General features: G+C 39.5%; 20 protein-coding genes, 1 tRNA gene and 2 pseudogenes. 18 read left to right on the top strand and 5 right to left on the bottom strand.

All coding sequences use genetic code 11. The features are described 5' to 3' along the window. Positions 1–91 precede the first annotated feature (91 nt). Positions 92–898 carry a hypothetical protein gene (locus ACRWSG_RS02995; RefSeq protein WP_166338987.1) on the bottom strand — a complete coding sequence of 269 codons (807 nt, stop codon included), beginning with the start codon at positions 896–898 and terminating at the stop codon, positions 92–94. Positions 899–1,013: 115 nt separating this feature from the next. Here ACRWSG_RS02995 and ACRWSG_RS02990 point away from each other — a divergent pair, with 115 nt between their 5' ends. Continuing rightward, positions 1,014–2,162, top strand: coding sequence for a serine hydrolase domain-containing protein (locus ACRWSG_RS02990; protein ID WP_462165576.1), 1,149 nt, complete (start codon positions 1,014–1,016; stop codon positions 2,160–2,162). Between the two features lie 106 nt (positions 2,163–2,268). Here the strand turns inward: ACRWSG_RS02990 and yhbY are convergent. Then, positions 2,269–2,567 (bottom strand): annotated as a pseudogene (yhbY, locus tag ACRWSG_RS02985) (ribosome assembly RNA-binding protein YhbY). Positions 2,568–2,656: 89 nt separating this feature from the next. On the opposite strand from yhbY, the gene rlmE reads away from it, so the two are divergent. From rlmE to ACRWSG_RS02945, 8 genes and pseudogenes are all read left to right on the top strand, one after another. Then, on the top strand, positions 2,657–3,286 hold the full coding sequence (gene rlmE, locus ACRWSG_RS02980) for a 23S rRNA (uridine(2552)-2'-O)-methyltransferase RlmE (RefSeq protein WP_054551703.1): 630 nt from the start codon (positions 2,657–2,659) through the stop codon (positions 3,284–3,286). 57 nt (positions 3,287–3,343) lie between these two features. Next, a pseudogene (ftsH, locus tag ACRWSG_RS02975) lies at positions 3,344–5,289 on the top strand (ATP-dependent zinc metalloprotease FtsH). A 114-nt stretch (positions 5,290–5,403) separates the two neighbouring features. Then, entirely contained in the window at positions 5,404–6,252 is an 849-nt protein-coding gene (gene folP / locus ACRWSG_RS02970; RefSeq protein ID WP_462165575.1) for a dihydropteroate synthase, read from the top strand. Next, on the top strand, positions 6,245–7,600 hold the full coding sequence (gene glmM / locus ACRWSG_RS02965; RefSeq protein WP_462165574.1) for a phosphoglucosamine mutase: 1,356 nt from the start codon (positions 6,245–6,247) through the stop codon (positions 7,598–7,600). The genes folP and glmM overlap by 8 nt, the downstream gene beginning before the upstream one ends. A 69-nt stretch (positions 7,601–7,669) precedes the next feature. Beyond that, positions 7,670–8,419 (top strand): triose-phosphate isomerase, encoded by a 750-nt coding sequence (tpiA, locus tag ACRWSG_RS02960; RefSeq protein ID WP_054551699.1) that lies wholly within the window; start codon positions 7,670–7,672, stop codon positions 8,417–8,419. A 1-nt stretch (position 8,420) separates the two neighbouring features. Next, the gene (gene secG / locus ACRWSG_RS02955) at positions 8,421–8,768 is read left to right on the top strand and encodes a preprotein translocase subunit SecG (RefSeq protein WP_054551698.1); all 348 of its coding nucleotides are present in this window, start codon (positions 8,421–8,423) and stop codon (positions 8,766–8,768) included. Between the two features lie 76 nt (positions 8,769–8,844). Beyond that, a tRNA-Leu gene (locus ACRWSG_RS02950) sits at positions 8,845–8,929 on the top strand. A 197-nt stretch (positions 8,930–9,126) separates the two neighbouring features. After that, positions 9,127–10,071, top strand: coding sequence for a general glycosylation pathway protein (locus ACRWSG_RS02945; RefSeq protein WP_462165573.1), 945 nt, complete (start codon positions 9,127–9,129; stop codon positions 10,069–10,071). A gap of 42 nt (positions 10,072–10,113) precedes the next feature. Here the strand turns inward: ACRWSG_RS02945 and ACRWSG_RS02940 are convergent, their stop codons facing one another. Beyond that, complete coding sequence (locus ACRWSG_RS02940) at positions 10,114–10,266, bottom strand: hypothetical protein (protein WP_462165572.1); 153 nt, start codon at positions 10,264–10,266, stop codon at positions 10,114–10,116. Further along, entirely contained in the window at positions 10,266–11,108 is an 843-nt protein-coding gene (locus ACRWSG_RS02935) for a VOC family protein (RefSeq protein ID WP_462165571.1), read from the bottom strand. Before ACRWSG_RS02935 ends, ACRWSG_RS02940 begins: the two co-directional genes overlap by 1 nt. Before the next feature lie 186 nt (positions 11,109–11,294). On the opposite strand from ACRWSG_RS02935, the gene ACRWSG_RS02930 reads away from it, so the two are divergent. The 8 genes from ACRWSG_RS02930 to ACRWSG_RS02895 all read left to right on the top strand — a co-directional run bounded on the left by ACRWSG_RS02930 (position 11,295) and on the right by ACRWSG_RS02895 (position 18,245). Further along, on the top strand, positions 11,295–12,242 hold the full coding sequence (locus ACRWSG_RS02930) for an IS30 family transposase (RefSeq protein WP_074989424.1): 948 nt from the start codon (positions 11,295–11,297) through the stop codon (positions 12,240–12,242). Positions 12,243–12,564: 322 nt separating this feature from the next. Next, complete coding sequence (locus ACRWSG_RS02925; protein ID WP_287242071.1) at positions 12,565–13,035, top strand: hypothetical protein; 471 nt, start codon at positions 12,565–12,567, stop codon at positions 13,033–13,035. Positions 13,036–13,074: 39 nt separating this feature from the next. After that, entirely contained in the window at positions 13,075–13,551 is a 477-nt protein-coding gene (locus tag ACRWSG_RS02920) for a hypothetical protein (protein WP_166338972.1), read from the top strand. Positions 13,552–13,599: 48 nt separating this feature from the next. Further along, the gene (locus ACRWSG_RS02915; protein ID WP_287242061.1) at positions 13,600–14,298 is read left to right on the top strand and encodes a fimbrial biogenesis chaperone; all 699 of its coding nucleotides are present in this window, start codon (positions 13,600–13,602) and stop codon (positions 14,296–14,298) included. Further along, entirely contained in the window at positions 14,298–14,999 is a 702-nt protein-coding gene (locus tag ACRWSG_RS02910; RefSeq protein ID WP_462165570.1) for a hypothetical protein, read from the top strand. The genes ACRWSG_RS02915 and ACRWSG_RS02910 overlap by 1 nt, the downstream gene beginning before the upstream one ends. A 118-nt stretch (positions 15,000–15,117) precedes the next feature. After that, on the top strand, positions 15,118–15,987 hold the full coding sequence (locus ACRWSG_RS02905; protein ID WP_462165569.1) for a fimbria/pilus outer membrane usher protein: 870 nt from the start codon (positions 15,118–15,120) through the stop codon (positions 15,985–15,987). Further along, positions 15,977–17,410, top strand: a complete 1,434-nt coding sequence (locus ACRWSG_RS02900; RefSeq protein WP_462165568.1) for a fimbria/pilus outer membrane usher protein — start codon at positions 15,977–15,979, stop codon at positions 17,408–17,410. The genes ACRWSG_RS02905 and ACRWSG_RS02900 overlap by 11 nt, the downstream gene beginning before the upstream one ends. Beyond that, positions 17,400–18,245: a hypothetical protein gene (locus ACRWSG_RS02895; RefSeq protein WP_287242180.1), complete on the top strand. Its 846-nt coding sequence runs from the start codon at positions 17,400–17,402 to the stop codon at positions 18,243–18,245. The genes ACRWSG_RS02900 and ACRWSG_RS02895 overlap by 11 nt, the downstream gene beginning before the upstream one ends. Here the strand turns inward: ACRWSG_RS02895 and ACRWSG_RS02890 are convergent. After that, positions 18,226–18,822, bottom strand: coding sequence for a LuxR C-terminal-related transcriptional regulator (locus ACRWSG_RS02890; protein WP_166338968.1), 597 nt, complete (start codon positions 18,820–18,822; stop codon positions 18,226–18,228). The genes ACRWSG_RS02895 and ACRWSG_RS02890 overlap by 20 nt on opposite strands. A 487-nt stretch (positions 18,823–19,309) precedes the next feature. Here ACRWSG_RS02890 and ACRWSG_RS02885 point away from each other — a divergent pair, with 487 nt between their 5' ends. Continuing rightward, positions 19,310–21,532, top strand: a complete 2,223-nt coding sequence (locus ACRWSG_RS02885) for a TonB-dependent receptor (RefSeq protein ID WP_462165567.1) — start codon at positions 19,310–19,312, stop codon at positions 21,530–21,532. Positions 21,533–21,557 lie beyond the last annotated feature (25 nt).

Genomic DNA, 21,557 nt, shown 5'->3' with positions numbered 1-21,557 from the left:
TAAAAAAATGTAGCAACAGACGAATGAAATGATGTTGAGGAGATGGTGAAGGGCGCTGTTTGCCTATGGGCAGACAAACAGCGAAAGTTATTTATTGAACTTTGATTTTATCGATTAAGATACTGCTAAGATAGTATTGCATCATAGGCGTAAGAGCACTAACTTCAGTACGGGTACACGGGCCTTGTTCTTTTTTTAACATGTCCATGCGTGTAATGGTCTGATACTCAGGTATCGTCACGTCTTTATTCACACGTGCCATACGTGCTTGCTCTGAATTTTGCTCATGCACAAAGCTGGCTACTTCAAGTTCATTCTTTATTAGTTGTTGTTGCTCAAAGCTGTAGATTAGCGGCTCGCGGTGAAAGCTTGCGCTATCAATTGACGATTTTGCAAACCAGACAACGTCACCTGTTTTTTTATGAGTTAGGCGCATACTTACTTGGCCTAAAATAGTCGCACATTGTTGAACAGGGTATTGCTTGGCGACTTCATCGAATAAAGAAAGTGGCTTTTTTGGTTTCACCAATTGGTATTCTGTTTCTTCAATAAGCTCAAGATCAAGCTGATGGATAGATAGGGTATAATCTGCTTGTGCGCCTTCGGCTACGACTTTTAACTGCTTAGCTGTAAGTGCCTCAGTTAGTTGAGAGTACAGTGTGTCTGTGACACTGGTTTTGTCAGCAACTATCATGACGGTTTGATTTTTACTTACTGTATGAGCTGGTAGCTGTACCGATTTTACTTTAGGTGATGCATGCTCTGTTTGATACTCAACTTGAAAACGCTGGCTCTGTAAGCTCGGTTTTTTTGGCATTGTAAGTAACGGCGCTGGCTCTGGTTTAAGGGCGCAACCGACTGAAATTAAAACAAAAAATAAAAGCACGAATAAGCGCATAAAAAATAATCTACCCATAAATAATTAAGATTAAGCGTATTGTACGTTAGTCGAGGCAAAAGTTCATGATATTATGTTATAAGAAACTTCCTAAACAGACTTAAAAAAATAAATAATGAAGTACAGCTTATTTTTAATTTCCTTTCTTTTTTCTTTAACACTGCTTTTTGTTAGTGGTGAAGCTGCTTCGAGTGATAAGCAATGGCAAACATTCGTTGCTGATTATAATAAACACCTCACCCGAAAACTAAAAAGTAAAGGGATCCCAGGTGGCTCATTGGCAATTGTAAATATTGGTCATGATGATTTTATTAACGGTATTGGTCGAACAAAAATAGAAAAAGATCGCAGAGTCGATAAACATACCCGCTTTCGATTGGCATCCGTCTCAAAAACCTTTGCGGGTTCATTAACCGCAAAACTGGCAGCACAAGGGGAGTTTAATATTGATGACCCTATCAGTAAGTTTATTCCTGCTTTTGCTAATACTGCTTATAAAGATGACTTAAAAATTTATCACATATTGAGTCACTCTAGTGGCTTGGTACCTAACGCATACGATAACCTAATTGAGTCGCGTATGAGCTACCCAGATATTGTCGAGCGGCTATTGACTGTTGAGCCTATCTGCAAACCAAGTGAATGTTACGGTTATCAAAATGTGATGTTTAGCTTGATTGATTCTGTGATTTATCAATCAACACAGATGGATTACTCACACTGGATTTCGGAGTATATTTTTGCACCATTAAAAATGGCGGATGCGAGTGTTGGTTTTGAGGGGATGGTGAAAGATGATAATTATGCTCACCCTCATGTGCGCGGCAGAAAACGATGGTATACATCACGCTTGAAGAAAAACTATTATAAAGTGCCTGCGGCTGCAGGAGTGAACGCCAGCGCAAATGACATGGCGATTTGGTTGAATGCACAGTTAGGGCAATACCCTGACGTATTACCACTCGAGGCATTGATCAAACAAACCCGCCCTTACACACATACTAAAAAAGAAACTCGTCGTAGGGTTTGGCGTGAACATGTAAAAGATGCTTATTATGGATTAGGTTGGCGTGTTTATAATTATGATGATGAAGTGCTTTACTACCATAGCGGTTGGGTACAAGGTTATCGCAGCGATATTGTTGTATTTCCGCATCTAAACATCGGGTTTAGCTTAGTTCTTAATGCCGAAACTGGGTTAATTAACGAGCTTACTACCGAGTTTATCAATCGGGTTCTTAAATTCACGCGAGAGCAAAAATAGCTTAGGTAAAAAAGTTTAGTTACAAATTAATGGAAAATTATTTTTGCCTACAAAAAAGCCAGCAAATTTGCTGGCTTTTTCTGATTCGAAACTCCACAAGGCAGGATTAACCGCGCGGTAATTGAATCTTTTTCTCTTCGCTTTGACGATACAGTACAATTGTATGACCAATTGTTTGTAGTTTTGTTGCGCCTGTCTCGCGAACAATTGCATCAAAAATCAATGTTTTAGTTTCACGTTCATCTGTAGGAACTTTAACTTTGATTAACTCATGGATTTCAAGAGCGCTTTCGATTTCAACTAAAACGCCTTCGGTTAATCCGTTTGCACCAAGTAATACAACAGGTTTTAAACTGTGCGCTTGGCCTTTTTTAAAAACTGCTTTTGTTTGTTCGATAATTTCATCATGTTACAAATTTTGCTGAATATGGCTTGAATTAAGGGTATTCTAACGCCATCTAGAGAATATTACTAATTAGTTACGTATTAATTTTATGGCAAATAAAAAACATTCAGCCAGTTCTAAGCGTTGGTTGAAGGAACATTTCGACGATCCTTATGTTCACGAAGCGCAAAAGAAAGGTTGGCGCTCTCGTGCGGTATTCAAATTAGACGAAATTCAAAACAAAGATAAATTAATCAAACCATCGATGACGGTGGTTGATTTAGGTGCTGCGCCAGGAAGTTGGTCACAGTATTTAGCTGAAAAGGTTGGTGATAAAGGTCAGGTTATTGCTTGTGATATCTTGCCTATGGATTCCTTAGCAGGTGTTGATTTCTTGCAAGGTGACTTTCGTGAAGAAGCGGTACTTGATGCACTATTAACACGTATTGACGGAAAAAATGTTGATGTAGTTTTTTCTGATATGGCACCCAATATGAGTGGTAATACATCAGTGGACCAAGCGGGTAGTATGTATTTAGTCGAATTAGCATTAGATATGTGCCACCAAGTTTTAAAGAAAAATGGTGCGTTTTGTGTCAAAGTCTTCCAAGGTGAAGGATTTGATCAATACTTACAAGAAGTACGTAATAGCTTTAAAGCAGTGAAAATTAGAAAGCCCGATGCGTCACGTGCCCGCTCTCGGGAAGTATATATAGTGGCGACAGGTTACAAACTGTAGTACAGTTGTGCTGCGTTAAGTTGAATTTAAATTAATTGGATACAAGAGGTTAACTCCTTGAGCGATATGGCGAAAAATCTAATACTCTGGCTGGTCATTGCAGTAGTGCTAATGTCAGTGTTCCAGAGCTTTAATGGTGGTGATCAGGCAGATCGCCAAACAAGTTACACTCAATTTGTTAGCGACGCTCGCAGTGGCGCTATCCAAGAAGTCTCAATTGAAAGCACCACAGGTACGATTACTGGTACTAAAACAAATGGTGAGCGCTTTCAAACCATCATGCCTATGTATGATAAAGACATCTTGAATGATCTTTTAAAAAGCAACGTTAATGTAAAAGGCGTTAAGCCAGAAGAGCAGTCATTCCTCGCCAGCATTTTAATCTCTTGGTTCCCGATGTTACTGCTTATTGGTGTGTGGATTTTCTTCATGCGTCAAATGCAAGGTGGTGGCGGTAAAGGCGCGATGTCTTTCGGTAAGAGTAAAGCGCGCCTGATGAGTGAAGACCAAGTTAAAACAACGTTTGCTGATGTTGCTGGTTGTGACGAAGCGAAAGAAGATGTAACTGAACTTGTAGACTTCTTACGTGACCCATCAAAATTCCAAAAGCTAGGTGGTAGCATCCCGAAAGGTGTGTTGATGGTTGGTCCTCCTGGTACAGGTAAAACATTACTAGCTAAAGCGGTAGCTGGTGAAGCTAAAGTGCCGTTTTTCACAATTTCAGGTTCTGATTTCGTAGAAATGTTTGTAGGTGTTGGTGCTTCACGTGTACGTGATATGTTCGAGCAAGCGAAAAAAGCAGCACCTTGTATCATCTTTATTGATGAAATCGATGCAGTAGGCCGTAAACGTGGCGCTGGCATGGGTGGTGGTCACGATGAGCGTGAGCAAACACTTAACCAAATGCTTGTTGAAATGGACGGCTTTGAAGGTAACGAAGGTATTATCGTTATCGCTGCAACGAACCGCCCAGATGTGTTAGACCCTGCGTTATTACGTCCTGGCCGTTTTGACCGTCAAGTTGTTGTTGGTCTTCCTGATATTCGTGGTCGTGAACAAATTCTTAAAGTTCACATGCGTAAAGTGCCACTAGGCGACAACGTAGAAGCTGCGGTAATTGCACGTGGTACGCCTGGTTTCTCTGGTGCTGACCTTGCAAACTTAGTTAACGAAGCCGCTTTATATGCAGCTCGTGGTAATAAACGCGTTGTAAGCATGGCAGAATTTGACGCTGCAAAAGATAAAATCATGATGGGTGCAGAGCGCAAGACCATGGTGATGAGTGAGCAGGAAAAAGAAATGACTGCTTACCATGAAGCGGTCACGCGATTGTTGGTCGCATGGTGCCTGAACATGATCCAGTGTATAAAGTGTCTATCATTCCTCGTGGTCGTGCTTTAGGTGTCACTATGTACCTGCCTGAGCAAGATCGTGTAAGCCATTCAAAAGAGCTATTAGAGTCAATGATCTCGAGTCTTTACGGTGGTCGTATCGCTGAAGCACTTATCTACGGTGAAGATAAAGTGACAACTGGTGCAAGTAACGATATTGAACGTGCAACAGATATTGCTCGTAAAATGGTTACCCAATGGGGTCTCAGTGAAAAACTTGGTCCGTTACTTTACGCTGAAGATCAAAACGAAATGTACATGGGTGGCGGCGGTAGCCGTGCTATGAGCATGTCTGATGAAACAGCAAAAGTTATCGACAGCGAAGTTCGTTTATTCTCAGACCGTAACTATCAACGTGCAGAGCAAATCCTTAAAGATAACATTGATATCTTACATGCGATGAAAGATGCACTCATGAAGTATGAGACGATCGATGCGGGTCAAATTGATGACTTAATGGCACGTCAGCCTGTACGTGAGCCACGTGATGTTCATGACCGCCGTTCAGACGATAAAAAGCCGAGTGCGAAAGCTGAGCCTGTAGTTAATGAAACTAAATCTGATGATTCAGTAAAAAAGGATGAAACAAGCCTTGATGACAAAGCTGAATAATCGTTAGAATATAAAAAGCAAAAGCCCCGGATGCCGGGGCTTTTTTGTAGCATAAAATTGGCTCACTATTCCAGTGGAGTCCAGTGAAGCAAATGCATGGAAGTTTAAGTAAAAATGACCGCTCTTAAATTACCGCGAGGTCGCATTTTACGCCTCGATTCCCCTGTTGTTATGGGGATTTTAAATGTCACTCCTGATTCATTCTCTGATGGTGGTAGTTATTGCCAACTCGACAGCGCTGTCAAACAAGCTAAAACGTTATTAAATCAAGGCGCAAAAATAATTGATATAGGTGGTGAGTCAACCCGCCCTGGGGCACCTGATGTATCTCTTGAGGATGAGCTTGATCGCGTTATTCCTTTAGTTAAAGCGCTAAGAGCATCCAGCAACTGTATTATTTCTATTGATACCAGCAAAAGTGAGGTAATGCGCCAAGCGATAATTGCAGGGGCTGATATCATTAATGATGTCAGAGCTTTGCAAGAGCCAGGGGCAATAGAGGTATTAGCACAATACCCTGAGGTGGCAATTTGTTTAATGCATATGCAAGGTCAGCCTCGTACGATGCAAAGTAACCCACATTATGATGATTTATTTGCTGATATTAACGAATTCTTTGCAGAGCGTTTAGCCGTGTGTGAGCAAGCGGGCATTCAGTCTGAACGTATTATTTTAGATCCAGGTTTTGGCTTTGGTAAAACACTGGCTCATAATTACCAAATCTTAAATAAGTTTGATGTATTTAACCAATTCAAATTACCGGTTCTTGCGGGATTATCTCGTAAATCAATGATCGGTAACTTATTAAATAGAGATACCAATGAACGCTTAGCGGGAAGCCTTGCAGGCGCGCTGATAGCAGCACAAAACGGTGCAAAAATCATTCGCGTTCATGACGTACAAGAAACAGTTGATGTGCTTAGCGTTTGGCAAGCATGTACTAAAGGAATTACAAATGAGTAAAACAAGAAAATATTTTGGCACGGACGGTGTACGTGGCATGGTGGGTGAATTCCCAATCACTCCAGAGTTTGCGCTTAAGCTTGGTTGGGCTGCAGGTCGCGTTTTATCAAAAATTGGTACCAAAAAAGTCATTATTGGTAAAGACACCCGTATTTCTGGCTATATGCTTGAAACATCACTTGAAGCTGGCTTAATCGCCGCTGGTATCGATGTTGTTTTGTTATATCCAATGCCAACGCCGGCGGTTGCTTATTTAACGCAAACGTTCCGTGCTGAAGCGGGTATTGTAATTAGTGCATCTCATAACCCTTACCATGATAACGGAATTAAATTCTTTTCAAGCAGAGGCTTAAAATTACCAGATGATGTTGAGCTTGAAATTGAAGCCATGATGGATGAGCCAATGACCTGCGTTGCCTCTGACAAACTTGGTAAAGCGCGTCGTTTAGAAACGGCTGATGGTCGTTACATTGAATTTTGTAAAAGCCAATTCCCACAAGGCTTATCGCTTGAAGGTTTAAAAATTGTACTCGATTGCGCAAATGGTGCTACATACCACATTGCACCGTCAGTAATGCGTGAGTTAGGTGCTGACGTTATCTGTCATGCTTGTGAGCCAAACGGGGTAAATATCAACCTAGAGTGTGGTGCAACCCATGTTGAAACGCTTAAACGCAAAGTATTAGAACACAATGCTGATGTTGGTATTGCCTACGATGGTGATGGTGACCGAGTAATGATGGTTGACCACAATGGTCGTGTATTTGATGGTGATGACATTGTTTATATCATTGCTTGCCAAGCCGCTAATGACGATATTTTAGGTGGGGGTGTTGTTGGCACTGTTATGTCTAACATGGGCCTTGAAAATGCATTAAAAGCGCGCGGTATTGGCTTTGCTCGTAGTAAAGTAGGCGACCGCTACGTGATGGAACTACTGCAAGAAAATGGCTGGAAAATCGGTGGTGAGAGCTCAGGCCATGTATTAAATCTTGATTTAATCAGCACGGGTGACGGCATTATCTCAAGCTTGCAAGTGTTAGCGGCAATGGTTGCACAGAATAAAACGTTGCAAGACTTAGGGGCAGGTTTTACAAAGTACCCAATGAAAATGATCAATGTTCGTTACCCACAAGGTACCGATCCAACGCAAGATCAAGCTGTAGTTGAGATGGTAGCGCATGTTGAAGAGCAATTAGGTGATACAGGCCGAGTATTACTTCGAAAATCAGGTACAGAGCCTGTTGTTCGAGTAATGGTTGAAGCTGAGCAAGAAAAAGTTGTACTTGATAGTGCTCGCAAAATAGCTGAAGTTGTCGAAACTGTGAGCAAACAAACCGAGGCATAACAATAACCTCTTGTAACTTCGGGCAAGTCGAGTTAGTATCTTGCCCGCTTTCAAATGTGGAGTGGAATAATGGCAACACGTAAGCCGATGGTCGCAGGTAATTGGAAAATGAACGGCTCTTTAGAGCTTGTTGAACAGTTATCAACTGCTATTAAAAATGTTCAAACGGATGAACTGGATATAGTGGTGTTTCCACCATTCCCATTGTTGAGTTCTTTGCAGCAACAAAACGTCACGTTTGGTTCGCAAACAGTCTCTGAAAATCAAGCAGGCGCATTTACGGGTGAAGTAGATGCTCAGCTAGTCAAAGACCTAGGCGCAGCTTATACATTAGTTGGCCATTCTGAACGTCGTAGCATTTACGGTGAGTCAGATGACGTTGTTGCAGATAAGTTTGCGCGAGCGCAGCAAGTTGGCTTAACTCCTATCCTATGTGTGGGTGAAAGCGAGCAGCAACGTGAAGCAAACGAAACTGAATTAGTGGTTGCAGCTCAAATTGATGCTGTAATTAGCAAATTAGGTGTAGCAGCACTGAAGAATTCTGTGGTAGCATACGAGCCCGTTTGGGCCATTGGCACAGGTAAGACTGCCTCTCCTGAGCAAGCGCAAGCCGTGCACAAATTTATCCGTGAGAAGATTGCTTCTTCGGATAGCGATGTAGCACAGCAGTTAACCATCTTATATGGTGGTAGCGTAAATGAAAAAAATAGCGAATTATTATTTGCACAACCAGATATAGACGGCGGCCTTATTGGAGGCGCGAGTCTTAAAGCAGATTCATTTACTGCTATCTGTGAAAGTGCAAAAGGGACCGTATAAGATGTACGAAATTTTATTAGTAGTTTATTTAATTGTTGCTTTAGCATTAGTTGGTATGGTTTTAATCCAACAAGGTAAAGGCGCAGACATGGGTTCATCATTTGGTGCTGGCGCTTCTGGTACCGTGTTTGGCTCATCAGGTGCTGGTAACTTCATGACTAAAACAACAACAATCTTAGCAACGATCTTCTTCGTACTAAGTATTGTTCTAGGTAACCTTACTGCAGGTCAAATCAAAAAGACTGATGAGTGGGAAAACTTAGAAGCTGCGCCAGCTGTTGAAACTGTAACGCCAGCACAATCTGATGTGCCTGCGACAGAAGATAAAACGTCTGACGTACCTAACTAATTAGCTTTGCTAATTAGCGTTAAGCAGTTTTCATTCCTCAAGTAAACTTAAAGCTTAACAACATACAGAATTGTATGCGGATGTGGTGGAATTGGTAGACACGCCATCTTGAGGGGGTGGTGGCTTCGGCCGTGGGGGTTCAAGTCCCCCCATCCGCACCAAAATTAAAAAGCTGTAACTCACTGAGTTACAGCTTTTTTCGTTTTAGTGCTTCATAAAACAAAATGCGCACCTTTATAGTGCTTTTATTCTAATGTCATTCCCGTGCACGAAATTAACTAATTGATTATTAATTGAAATAAAAATTGGAGTCTTCCTTGCTTAACTAGAGTTGATATCACTACTTTGAGGAAGCAAGATGACCAGAATGAGTTATTTAAGTGCTATAGAACGATATGAAGAGCAACAACAGCTTATTCATGAACTGCTTCTTTCTATACTTGCCAGCGTTCAGGCATCGTTGACTAACAAGCATGCCTATCAACAGCTCGTCAATCAATATCCATTTCTAGAATTGCAATATTGCTTGAATGAACAAGGCATTCAGCAAGGTGATAATGTCTGCTTTAAGCGTCAATACAGCAAGAAACTGGGTCATATCGGAGCAGGACAGGACTTAAGTGCTCGGCCTTATTTTTTACTCGCTTCGTCAACACTTGTGCCGCATTTTACTTCGCCGTATATTTCCACGGCGACTAAGCACCTTTGTATCTCAGTGATCAAAACAATCCCTTCAGGCAACGATAAACAGCAGTTTTTGGTTATCGATGTGTGTTTAACAGAACTGATTGAATTTATTATGGGAGACACCAAGCGAGCCAGAATGACCCCTTACTTTAAGGTAGGTTATGGCTTAATTGTCGCTTGCTTGTTCTGTTTGGTGCTTTACCTGTTATATAAAGTATTTGCCGGAATGGTGGACTTAGTGATAAGCGAAGACACCCAGTCAGACCCGCTTAAACCATTTACTATTATTATCTTTGTTACTTTAGCGTTGGCTATTTTTGATTTAGGTAAAACAATTCTAGAAGAAGAAATCCTCATGCATAAGGATATCTTTCGCCACAGCTCAACAAGACGTACGATCACACGCTTTATCTCAACAATTTTGATTGCAGTATCGATAGAAGCCTTACTAACCATGTTTAAAGCAGCACTCGGGCAAACTGATTATGTTATACCTGCTGTATTGATGATGTTTGCTGTGGTAGGTCTGTTGATTGCACTGGCAATTTACGTTTATCTAGGCGCCAAGGCTGAAGATGTGCTGACTCAGGTGCAACGCTTAAAAGTAAAACACTAATGAATAGGGCGCTGTGCGTAAAATACAGCGCCCTGAAATTGATTAAAGTGTACCGCCAATGCCAATACTTGGGTTAACGTACACAGGATATACTTTAAACGGCGCATTAATATCTAGGCTTGCATAGGGGGTGCAGGCATTTAAAACTAACACTACAGCCGCAAGAGTAGCTAAGCGAATCATTTTTTTATTCATTACATTTGCTCCTGAATAACAATACCAGCACCCGCTGGATCACGAATAATTGCGACACTGCCACTTCGTACTTTGTCACTTGGTGCCATCAATACGATGCCGCCTGCCGAGGTTACTTTTAATAGGGTAGCGTCAACATCGGCTACTTTAATGTAATTCACCCATGTATTACCAATCTCGGCATCTGGTTTTTTTACAAAGCCAATCGCAGGTGTGCCATTTAAGGCTAAGTAGCTGTAATTGCCATTTTTAAGCGGTTTACTTTGTGCTGAATAATTACCAAGTGATTGGTAAAAGGCTTTGCTCTGCTCTGGGTTATCACTCCATACTTCTTGCCAAATCCAGCCGTTATCAGTTTGCTGAGTTTCAGGGTCACCATTTACGGCATTGATCAGTGAAAAAACAGCCCCTTGTGGATCTTCTAATACAGCAATAGTGCCACGGCCTTTAATTTCGGTACTGCTTACTAAGACTTTACCTCCGGCTTTGATAGTTTTTTCACTAACGCCAGCGATGTTTTTACTACTGATAAGGCTCAGCCAATGGCTGGCATTTTGTTTATTATCAAGCTCTGCCATACCAGCAATTAATTTTCCATCTAATGATGCCAGCGTGTAGCTGTCGTTAACGGCTTGAAATTGCCATCCAAACACGCTGGCATAAAATGCTTGAGATTGTGCCAAATTAGGTGTGATCAAATCATGCCACACTACGTGACCTAAGTTCTTTGTTCCTGAATCACTGATTGCGGGTAGTTCGCTTGAAGTAAGCTGGCAACCGGTCAATGAGACCGCAGCGACTGCCATTAAAATTGCAGCACGTAAGGGGGTGAGTAATTTCAAAATTTGCTCCTTGCAAAATGGGGTTAAATATAAGCATAGACTATTAAAAGTTTTTAATTTTAAATTTTCTAAGCAGAGTACTCCCGAATTCAGATAATAAGTGCACCACTCATGGTTAAACGGTGAGAAGAGATCAACTGCCTGTTGGTGGTACTCTGTAATCGCCAAAAAACAAGAGTAGATACCATGAGTTACAAGCAGTTGATCGAAGGGCAAAGATACCAGATTGAGGCCTACTTACGCGAGGGTTTTAGCTATCGAGAGATAGGGAAAAGGCTAAAAGTGAGCCACAGCACTATAAGTCGTGAAGTTAGGCGCAATAGTACTCGAAGTCATTACTTGCCTGAGGTTGCACATTCAAAGGCATGTAAACGAAAACATCTAGCTGCCAAGTATTCCATGCCAGCACTTACAATTGCGTTCGTTGAGTTTGGATTGGAGCAAAAATGGAGCCCTGAGCAGGTTGCGGGTGTAAGCAAAATTATCGGGCATCCTGTGAGTCATGAATGGATTTATGGCTATATTCAAAAAGATAAATTGAGTGGTGGCAAGCTATACAAACATCTGCGACAAGGGCACAGACGTTATCGTAAAGGCAGCCGAAGCAAACGTGTCATCATCCCAAATCGTGTTGGCATTGAACATAGACCTGCGATTGTTGACACTAAGACACGATTTGGTGATTGGGAAGCGGATACAGTACTTGGCAAGCATGGTACGGGAGCAATCGTTAGTTTAGTCGAGCGTACAAGTAAGTTTTACCTGATACGCAAAGTGCCAGCAAAAAGTGCAGCGCAAGTGAGCAGAGCAATGATAGGTATGCTGTGGCGCTATCGACGCCATGTTCATACGATAACCGCAGACAACGGGAGTGAGTTTTGTGAACATGAGCATGTTTCAGACAAGCTAAAAACCGACATCTACTTTGCTAACCCCTACTCATCATGGGAAAGAGGGTTAAATGAGAACTTTAATGGCTTGTTGCGTCAATATATTCGCAAAGGCACTGATTTACGAACGGTGACAGATAAGCAAATTGCGCACATAGAAAAGGCGCTCAATGCGAGGCCGAGAAAATGTCTAGGGTTTAGGCAACCAGCGGTAATATTCGATGAATTACGCAAAGCAGCCTAATTTAGCGAGTGGTGCACTTCGGACTTGAATTCGCGCTAAAACCAGTTAGATTTGAGTTTTTCGTTTATTTTAAGTTTCTTTTCTCTTTGAAACTTTTTACGTGAAATGTTTAGCGTTCTTAAAATGATGGATATTTTAAATATTTATTTCAAATAGAATTTTTTTATTATTGAAAATAATAATGTTTAGATTCTAAATGCTGCGAGTAAACGCTAAAAAATATTTTTGTGTAGGGTTAAACAAAAAGCAACCTAGTAAAATAAAATTCTCTTATATGCTTTAGATGTATTAACAAGTTAGTTCATAAGGAATATGACTAGTTATGAAAATTACTGCGATTTTGTTGATTTTACTAATGTGTATAAGATGTTTTGCCTCTGATGAAGCTCATTTATCACTTGTAGGAGAAATTAAAGCTAAATGTGGCTTTAGTGCTAACTCAACAGAGCTTTGGTTTTCAGATAGCGGATTTGCTAATACAGAGCTGGTTGTTAACTGTAATACACCAATACAAGTGTCTTTGCACTCTGAATATGGTGGTTTACTTCATCAGCAAAGTACATTAGTCAAAGATTATAAAGTGGATATATCTATTGAAGGTGCCCAGCTAGATAACTCTTTCAGAGCAAACAAACTAATAGATACACATCATTTCTTCGTTGACGAAATTGTATTTCAGCAGGAGATAAAATTACAGTTAGAGCTTATAGAACCTTTAGTGTATGCAGGAGAGTATAGGGACATCTTGCGTATCAATATGACACCTTCTTCCGTATCTGGCGGGATTAGGTAAGTAGTGAAAACTTTTAAAACACGGATAAGGAATAAAGTAATGAAAAAGTTAATGACACTAACAGCTATTGCAGTTTTAACTTCAGGTGCAGCATTTGCTGAAAACTTAAATGTGGGCGGTTCGGTCGCATCTATTTGTGAAGTAAGCAATATCAACACAACCGCTTATTTTCCGGCTCTTGCCAAAGACCAAACTAAAATGATCAACTTTGATTTGCAGTGTAACGATGCTGATGGTGCGACAATGTCGCTAACCACAGCTGAAGGACATCTTCAAAATGCAGACCAAGAGGACCAAGGCGTTGGTTACACAGCAGAGTTAAATGCAAATCCTTTCTCTTTCACACTAACCGCTGATAACGGGATTAACGACCAAAGTGTTGAGCAAAGTCAACCTGGTTCAGTGGCATTAGCAACCGGTGGTATTGCAGGCACTATTGAATTAACGGTTACAGAGGACCCGGTATTTGCAGGCACTTATGCAGATACTTTAATGTTAGCAATTACCGCTAACTAATATGATTGATTAGGGCAGCTCTCGCTGCCCTTTTTCGAAGGAATCGACATGCGTATCATAATATTTCTCGTCTTAACACTACTTTCATTTCATGGTTTTACATTTCAAGTACAACCTATGGTTGCTGAGCTTGCTACCAATGGAACAGGATCACAGCAAACACTTAGAGTAATGAATAATACAACTGAACCATTAACGATAGAACTTGCTGCCTATGAACTTTTAATTAACAGTAAAGGCAAAGAAAAGCTCAAGATTAATGAGGAAGATTTTCTTATTATTCCAATGACGACGATTATACCCCCAGGTAAAACACAATCGGTCTTAGTTAGGTATATAGGGGACCCTTTAATTGAGTCATCTAAGGCTTATCGTATTGCAGTAAATCAAGTTACCGTAGATTTAAACTTGGCAAAGCAATCAGGTGTTGGTATGTCAGTTAGTTTCCGTACTTTGTTTAATGTTGTACCAAAAGGAGCGAAAGCCAGTTTAAAGGTAAAGAATTTTGAGCAAGTAGAAAAAGGTAAGTGGAAGGTATTATTGGAAAATGATGGGAATAAATTTATCCGGTTGTCTCAGGGTAAATGGGTATTTAAAAATGCTAACAATCGCTTTTTACTTGAAGGACCTGAATTAAGCAAGGCTCTTACTGGTAAATTAGTATTGCCATACTCATCTCGAGAGGTGCTAATAAATGTGCCTGCTGAATTTAATGCAGATTCTAGCAACCTTCAGGTACTTTTCTGATGCGATTTTTTATGGCTATTTGCCTATTTAACTCATTTATCTGTAGTGCTGTTGAAATAACGCCAATGGTAGTGACGATTGATCCTCTTGACTCTAGTAGATCGGCTTATACAACCGTGCAAAACTTATTTAATAGAAATGCGGCTTTTGAAATTGAAGTATTTGAAGTCGATTTTTCAGCTCCTGAGCCGCGTTTTAGACTTGTAGAGGAGCCGCCTGTTTGGGTTTTTCCTCCTACTTTGTTGTTACAAAAGAACCAGAGTCAGCGGGTACAACTTAGGTGGTTAGGCAATTTACCTGATACAGACAAAACCTATCAAATTAGTTTTATAGAGCAACCTTTAAACTTAGATGAGCCTTCGGAAAGATCTCGTTTAATAATGTTACTGACTTTAAATCTAATTGTTCATATTAAACAAGATTCGCTAGAGCCGTATTTAGTCGTCAATGACAGTAGTTGCTTTCAATCGATTTGCGAATTATGGGTTAGAAATAATGGGAAGGGAGCTGCAAGATTAAGTGAATATAAAGTAATACTTGAGCTCGAAAATAAACGCACCATAACCTATGAGAAGCAAGAATTAAAATCAGAAGGTTATGATGTGTTTTTTGCTCCTCTCTCCGAGAGTAAAGTAATTTTACCGTTAAGGGAAGTTAACGATGTTCTTATACATTCTCCGAAAGTCACTATGTCTCGGTAAATTTAAGTATTGGTTTTCTTTATCAGTCTACATCGGTTTGGTCTCGAACCTTCATGCACAAATAAACCCATCAAAACAAGATATCGAACTTTCTGTAGTGACTAATGTTAATAAGGAGGTGGTCGGTAATTTAACGTTAATTGTCTCTCCAGAGGATTCCTTATCATTGAAATGGGAAGAGATAGCAGAGTCACTTAATGAACTGTTGATTAAAGATGTTTATGATGCAATAGCTACTCATGTAGATTCAAATGGAGTAATTAAAGTATCTACCTTAAAGCAAAAAAGAATTGCTGCACGATTTTCTTTAATGGATTTTAGCTTGACAATAACGATACCCCTAGAGCTCACAAAAGAAAAAAAACTAAGTGCTACTTCCGATCGTACCAAACAAAAAACAGTACAAACTGCTGATATAAGTGGCTTCACAAATTTATATTCAAGTTATTTATATCAAATTAATAAAGCTCAAGAATCTTCTCAATATCAATTAACATTACGCCCCGAATTTGTACTAAATTTTAGTGGATGGGTTTTAGAGAATGAAGCTGAATACATAACAAGTAATAATAAAAATGAATTTAAGCGTTTAGGTACAAGAATCATTCATGATTTACCATTAGATGGTATGCGTTTTTCTGTTGGCGATAACTATAGTTCTGGCAGTTATTTTCAATCGACTACTCGAATGATTGGGGTGTCAATCGCGCATGATTTTACCTTAGTCTCTGATAGGCTTATTAGGCCGAGTGCTTCACAAAGCTTTACCCTTGAAAGCCCCTCATCTGTAGAAGTGTTTGTTGAAGAGCGTCTAGTCCAGCGTTTAAACTTAGCTGCAGGAGTTTATTCCCTTAATGATATTCCTTTACGAGAAGGAAATAACAACATTGTTTTGCGCATTACAGATAATGCTGGCATTACTAAAATCGTCGACTTTAGCGTGACAACAGGATTAAATTCTTTTTGCACAAGGCCAGTTGGAGTATGAAATTCATATAGGGTACCCAGCAGAATTAAAAAGCCAACTTGATTACAACAACGATGTACCACTAATATCCAGTTATTTTGATTATGGGATAACTCCAAGTTGGACAGTTGGCTTCTCTTTACAAGGCAACGAATACCGACAACAAGTTGGATTAAAACAGGTCGTTGCGACACCTATAGGTCAAATAGCATTTGAAAATGCAATCAATCTACAAAGAAGTAATGGCTATGCTTACCGTTTTGTTTATAGTTCGTATAATGACCCGCTGACATCAAGTTCAGACTTTAGTATAGGGTATGAATACAGCAACCAAGACTTTTATAAATTAAACTTTAATGATTTCCAAAAAACAACCTTCCAGCAAAGAGAGCACTTTATCCAAGGAAAAGTTAACTTTGTAAATAGTAGTTATACTCAAACTTCACTCTATGGAACACTATCAAGAAAGCATGATCAGGAGAGCTTTGATAAGTCTGTCGGCTTAGGGGTTTCAGGTTATATTTTCAGTAATTCATGGCGTTACTCTTTGAGCGGGCAATGGGAAGACCTAAATAATGAGAAACAGTGGGGATGGAGAGCAAATTTAAGTTATGAATTTTCAAGTTCGCGAAGAGTGAAAGCTTCACACTTATCAAACAGGAATAAAACACGTCTAGAATATACGCAAGATGAAAGCCAGCGTTATGTTGGCGCTCTTAATATTAGAACAGGTATTGAGAAAAATGAGCGGAATGAAGCCGTATTCGACTTAAATACCCAATATAGTGCAAACAGGTATTTATTAAGTTTTGATCATGCCACCTATTATGAGCAATTAAATGCAAAAAATGCGGTTCACCAGAGTCGATTAAACTGGGCTACAAGCGTTGCATTTGCCGACTCTCAATGGGGGGTTGGTAAGCCAGTACAAGATAGCTTTGCGTTGGTCCGTGGTCATGAAAGCCTTGCAGGTAAAGTCATCAGTCTAGGACTGGATGGGGAGCAATATCGGGCAAATAATTCTGATTTCGGTACCATTCTATTAAGCGATATAAACTCTTATGATAACGCAACAGTTAACCTAGATGTAGCAGACTTAAGCCCTGGATATGATATTGGGGCAGGTTTAATTGCTTTTTATCCATCATACAAAAGTGGGCATTTTGTAACGGTTGGCACTGACGCCAATATTTCGGTCATAGCATCGCTTAAATATTCTAATAATAATCCTCTTTCATTACAGGTTGGTACTGCTCGCTGTATGAGTTCCGGTGATCAAAAAAGCTATACTTTCTTTACTAATAAATCTGGTCGTTTCGCATTAACAAACCTGAAACCATGTAAGTATCAGATTGTTCTAAAGGGAATAGCTCATGAGTCAATTATTGTGGATGTGACGCAGAATGAACAATTACAACGAAAAGGAGTGATTTATGTTCAATAATATAAAACTAGCACAACTTATTATTTTGATATCTTTAGGTATGACATTAAGTTGTTATGCTGAATGTGATGGAGAGATAAAACAAGTAGAACATGGTTTTGACAGTCTTCATAATTATAAACCTAATCAAGATGCAGAAAAGTTTGTAACAGTGAAAGTGTCGGCCAACAATGATTGCCAATACTACTTAGTATTAGAAAGTCAGACTAACTTTCAGTTAACAGGTCAATTTAGGGAGATCCCTTATTATATAAAGGATGAGCAATCGGGCCTTAGTAACTCACCATTTAAAAAGTTCAACATTACAGATGATAAAGCTAGTTTAGGGTTCGTTATTATATCTGGAACAGTAGTTAAAGCAGGGAATTATACTGATAGACTTAAGATAGTCATGAAGAATCAACATAACGAAATAGTGGATGAATATGATTTTGATATTGATTTAAAAATCCCATCTAACATTTCCCTCTCATTTTTAGGTTACAGTGGTACGAATGCAACAGTAAATCTTGGTGAGTTAAAGGCGACAGAAGAGTATTCGTTGTTACCAAGCTTACATATTGTGGCGAATATAGACGTGATCATTAGGGTTGACTCTCAACATCTAGGTAAATTAAAACATGAGACTCATGATGATAAATTTGCAATCGATTATAAGCTTGCAATCTCGAATGAGTATTTTGAACTCAAAAGTCCAATCACTAAGCAAATATCGATTGCTGAAGGAGACGAAGTTTTGCTGCCTTTAAAGATTAAGTTAGCAGATTTTTCAAATTTAGCTGCTGGTCGTTACTCAGACATTATCAGATTTCAAGTTAATCCGGTAAGTTACTAAATTTATGTATGTTTTTTTCGCACCATTGCAACGCTCTTTGTTTGTTTTTTACGTTTATTTTTTGGTAAATTTTGTGTAAATGGACCCGAACAGTGGCTTCGCTAATAAACAAAGTGTCCGCAATTTTAGTATTGTTCACACCTTTAGATAATAGGCTCAACACTTTCACTTCTTTTAAAGTTAAGTTATGGGTTAAGATTGCAGCTTTTTCTTCAGACTCTAACATCTCTCTCATCCAAATATCTGTAACGTTGCGAGGAAACCAAAGAGCCCCATCTTGAATTGCTTCTAGTCCTTGCTCAATGATATGAGCTTGGGTATTAACATAAAATAAACCTTTTAATTTAGGCCAATCTTTTAAAGTTAAAACGTCTACGTCTTGAGGAATATTAAATATTACCAGGTTTTGATAGCCATTCGTTTCTAAAAAGTCAGAAGTCATCTGGCGGTTCGTAAAACTATCAAGTAAGCTGTAGTTAAGTAGTAAAGTATTTTTTTGATTCAAAGTACATGATAGTAGTGTTGTTGCTGAATCATTTATAATTACCTTTTTATCAAGGCGAATTTCCATATTCATATTTAAGCACGTCATTTTACTGAATAATTAACATGAAATATAAGCGCTAATTGTTACTTTTTCAACTTAACTGCCTTGTTTTAGATGGGTGGAAAGTACTGCATCCTTTAGGGAAAAATACTACATTTTTATTTTGGCTAAACATTTTATAACATCGGAGAGATGTTGAAATTTTGCCTTTGTTTATCCCATGTTATTGATATTGTTTAACTTTGAGAATTTTATTTTACTTTTGTTTTTTTAATGAATTTTTTGGGTGTCATAAAATATTATCATGTTTGTTTTTGTTTATTTTTCTGTGTTTATGCCACTTTATTGCGATTTGACATGGCTTATTTGAGTATTTAGATAAAAAAATTATACATATTTTCACAAAACTGACATATAATACCCCTCCAGAGGAAAGATGCTTACACCTAAGCGTCTTTTTTTATGCCTGAAATTTACGGGTAAAAATACACACACACGGTATCCTTTGGAGTTTTAATTGAAATTACGTCACCTCTCACAGTTAACTGTAGCTATTGTTGCTGCATTATCTACTTCAGCCTTTGCTGAGCAAGAAAAAATTACTGCTAAACAAGATGCTTTCGAAAAAATCGAAGTAACAGCGCGTAAGCGTACAGAAAGCATTTTTGAGTCGCCAACAGCAGTGACATCAATCGGTGAAAACCTGATTGATAAAGCGAACATGAGTAACCTAGAAGACATTGGCAAATACGTACCTAACCTAAACATCACTCGTTACGGTGTAGGTAATGCGGCACATGCATCTGTATTTATTCGTGGTATTGGTTTACAAGACCATGTGATCACAACTGATCCGGGTGTAGGTGTTTACTTAGATGGCGTTTACCTTGGTCGCCAAATGGGCTCTAACTTATCATTACCAAATGTTGAGCGTGTAGAGGTATTACGTGGTCCACAAGGTACTTTGTATGGTCGCAACACATTAGGTGGTGCAGTAAATATTATTACTAAGCAACCGGGTGATGAAGGCATTGTGACTACAAATGCAAAAGTAGGTAGCCGTGGTCGTTTAGCCGGTGACGTTTACTTTAATAACAGCCTTACAGACATTGTAAGCATGTCGGCAAGCGTGTCTTATAAACAACGCGATGGTGTAGGTGAAGCGATTAACCTTGCTAACCCAGATAAAGAAATTGGTGAAGAGCAAGAGTTAAGTGGTCGTATGGCGCTTAAATGGCAAGCAAACAGCGACTTATCTTTTGTGTTCTCTATTGATGGTGTTGATAACGAATCAGGCCAATCACCATACACAATTGAGCTAACGGCGCCACTTGACCCGAATGACCCATTCAATGGTGATTTCCCATTACTTACAGAAGACATGTTACCGAGCGATCCTGATGATTTAGCAACGACGGTAGCGGGTATTGAGTCGACGGCTTACTCAGGCTGGGGTACTTCATTAACAGCTGATTGGGATATCAATAACACCTATACAGCTAAGTTTATCACAAGCTACCGTAGCTCAGAATACGAAGGGGGTCTTGATGATGACGCTGTTGCCCTTAACTTATCAGAGTTCCCTGAAGAAGGCGGTGCAGATCAATATTCATTCGAAATCCAGTTAAATGGTAGCTTCGATAATATGGACTTTGTGTCTGGCTTATACTTCTTTAATGAAGATGGCTTCACAAGTTCTGGTCCGTTTGTATTTAGCCCATTCAACACACCTGATGGTCTTCTGAATGATGGTACTACAGCGTCTTTTGGTGATTACGGTTACTTTGATATCAACCAAGAAACTAACTCATACGCAGCTTATATCAATGCAAGCTATGATCTAAGCGACGATTTAACTGTGGGCGGTGGTCTTCGTTATTCGAAAGATAAAAAAGAAGCCGATGCCTTATTCCCAACGTTTGCGACACGTAAATACGTAAGTGCTGATTTTGATGCGGTAACATGGGATTTAAATGCGTCGTACCAGCTTAGCAATAACATGAACGTGTATGGCCAAATCCAAAAAGGTTATCAAACAGGTGGTTTCCCACCGCGTCCATTTGGTGGTCCTGATCAATTTGTTTCTTTCGATGAAACAAAAGCAATTAACTACGAGCTAGGCCTTAAAGGTCAAGTACACGAAGACGTATCTATGATGCTTGCGGTGTTTGTTACTGACTACACAGACCTAGCATTACCATTCTCAGATCCAACTGCAGGTGGCGGTTTCGTTACTATCGTAGAAAATGCGGGTGAGTCTAAAGCACAAGGTATCGAGCTTGAAACAACAATTGCATTTACAGATGACTTTACGCTTCGTAGCGCAATTGGTTACCTAGATTCAGAAATCACAGAAGTAGATGACGGTGTATTAGGTATTGGTAAAGGCGACTCACCAGCACTAACACCACGTTGGACTGTGATGGTCGCACCTTCTTATTTCATCGATTTAAGTAACGGTGGCACAGTGGCAGTAAACGCTAACTACTCATACCGTAGCGATATGCAAGGTCAATCAGTTTACAACCAAAGTGAACACATTGATTCTCGTGAATTAGTTGGCTTTAACATCTCTTACTTAAACCCGAACGGTGACTTTGAAGTGACTTTTTACGGTGAGAACGTGTTAAACGAAGTATACGATGTGGGTCGTTTACAACAATCTGGTTTTGTTGGCGTAATGCGCAGCAACGACCGCAGTGAATTTGGCTTAAAATTCAAAAAAGAATTTGAGCTTTAATTACTAACAAAAAAGGGCAAGTAAA

The sequence above is a fragment of the Pseudoalteromonas sp. GB43 genome (genome assembly GCF_054923805.1).
This window is presented reverse-complemented; position numbering and strand designations above follow the sequence as displayed.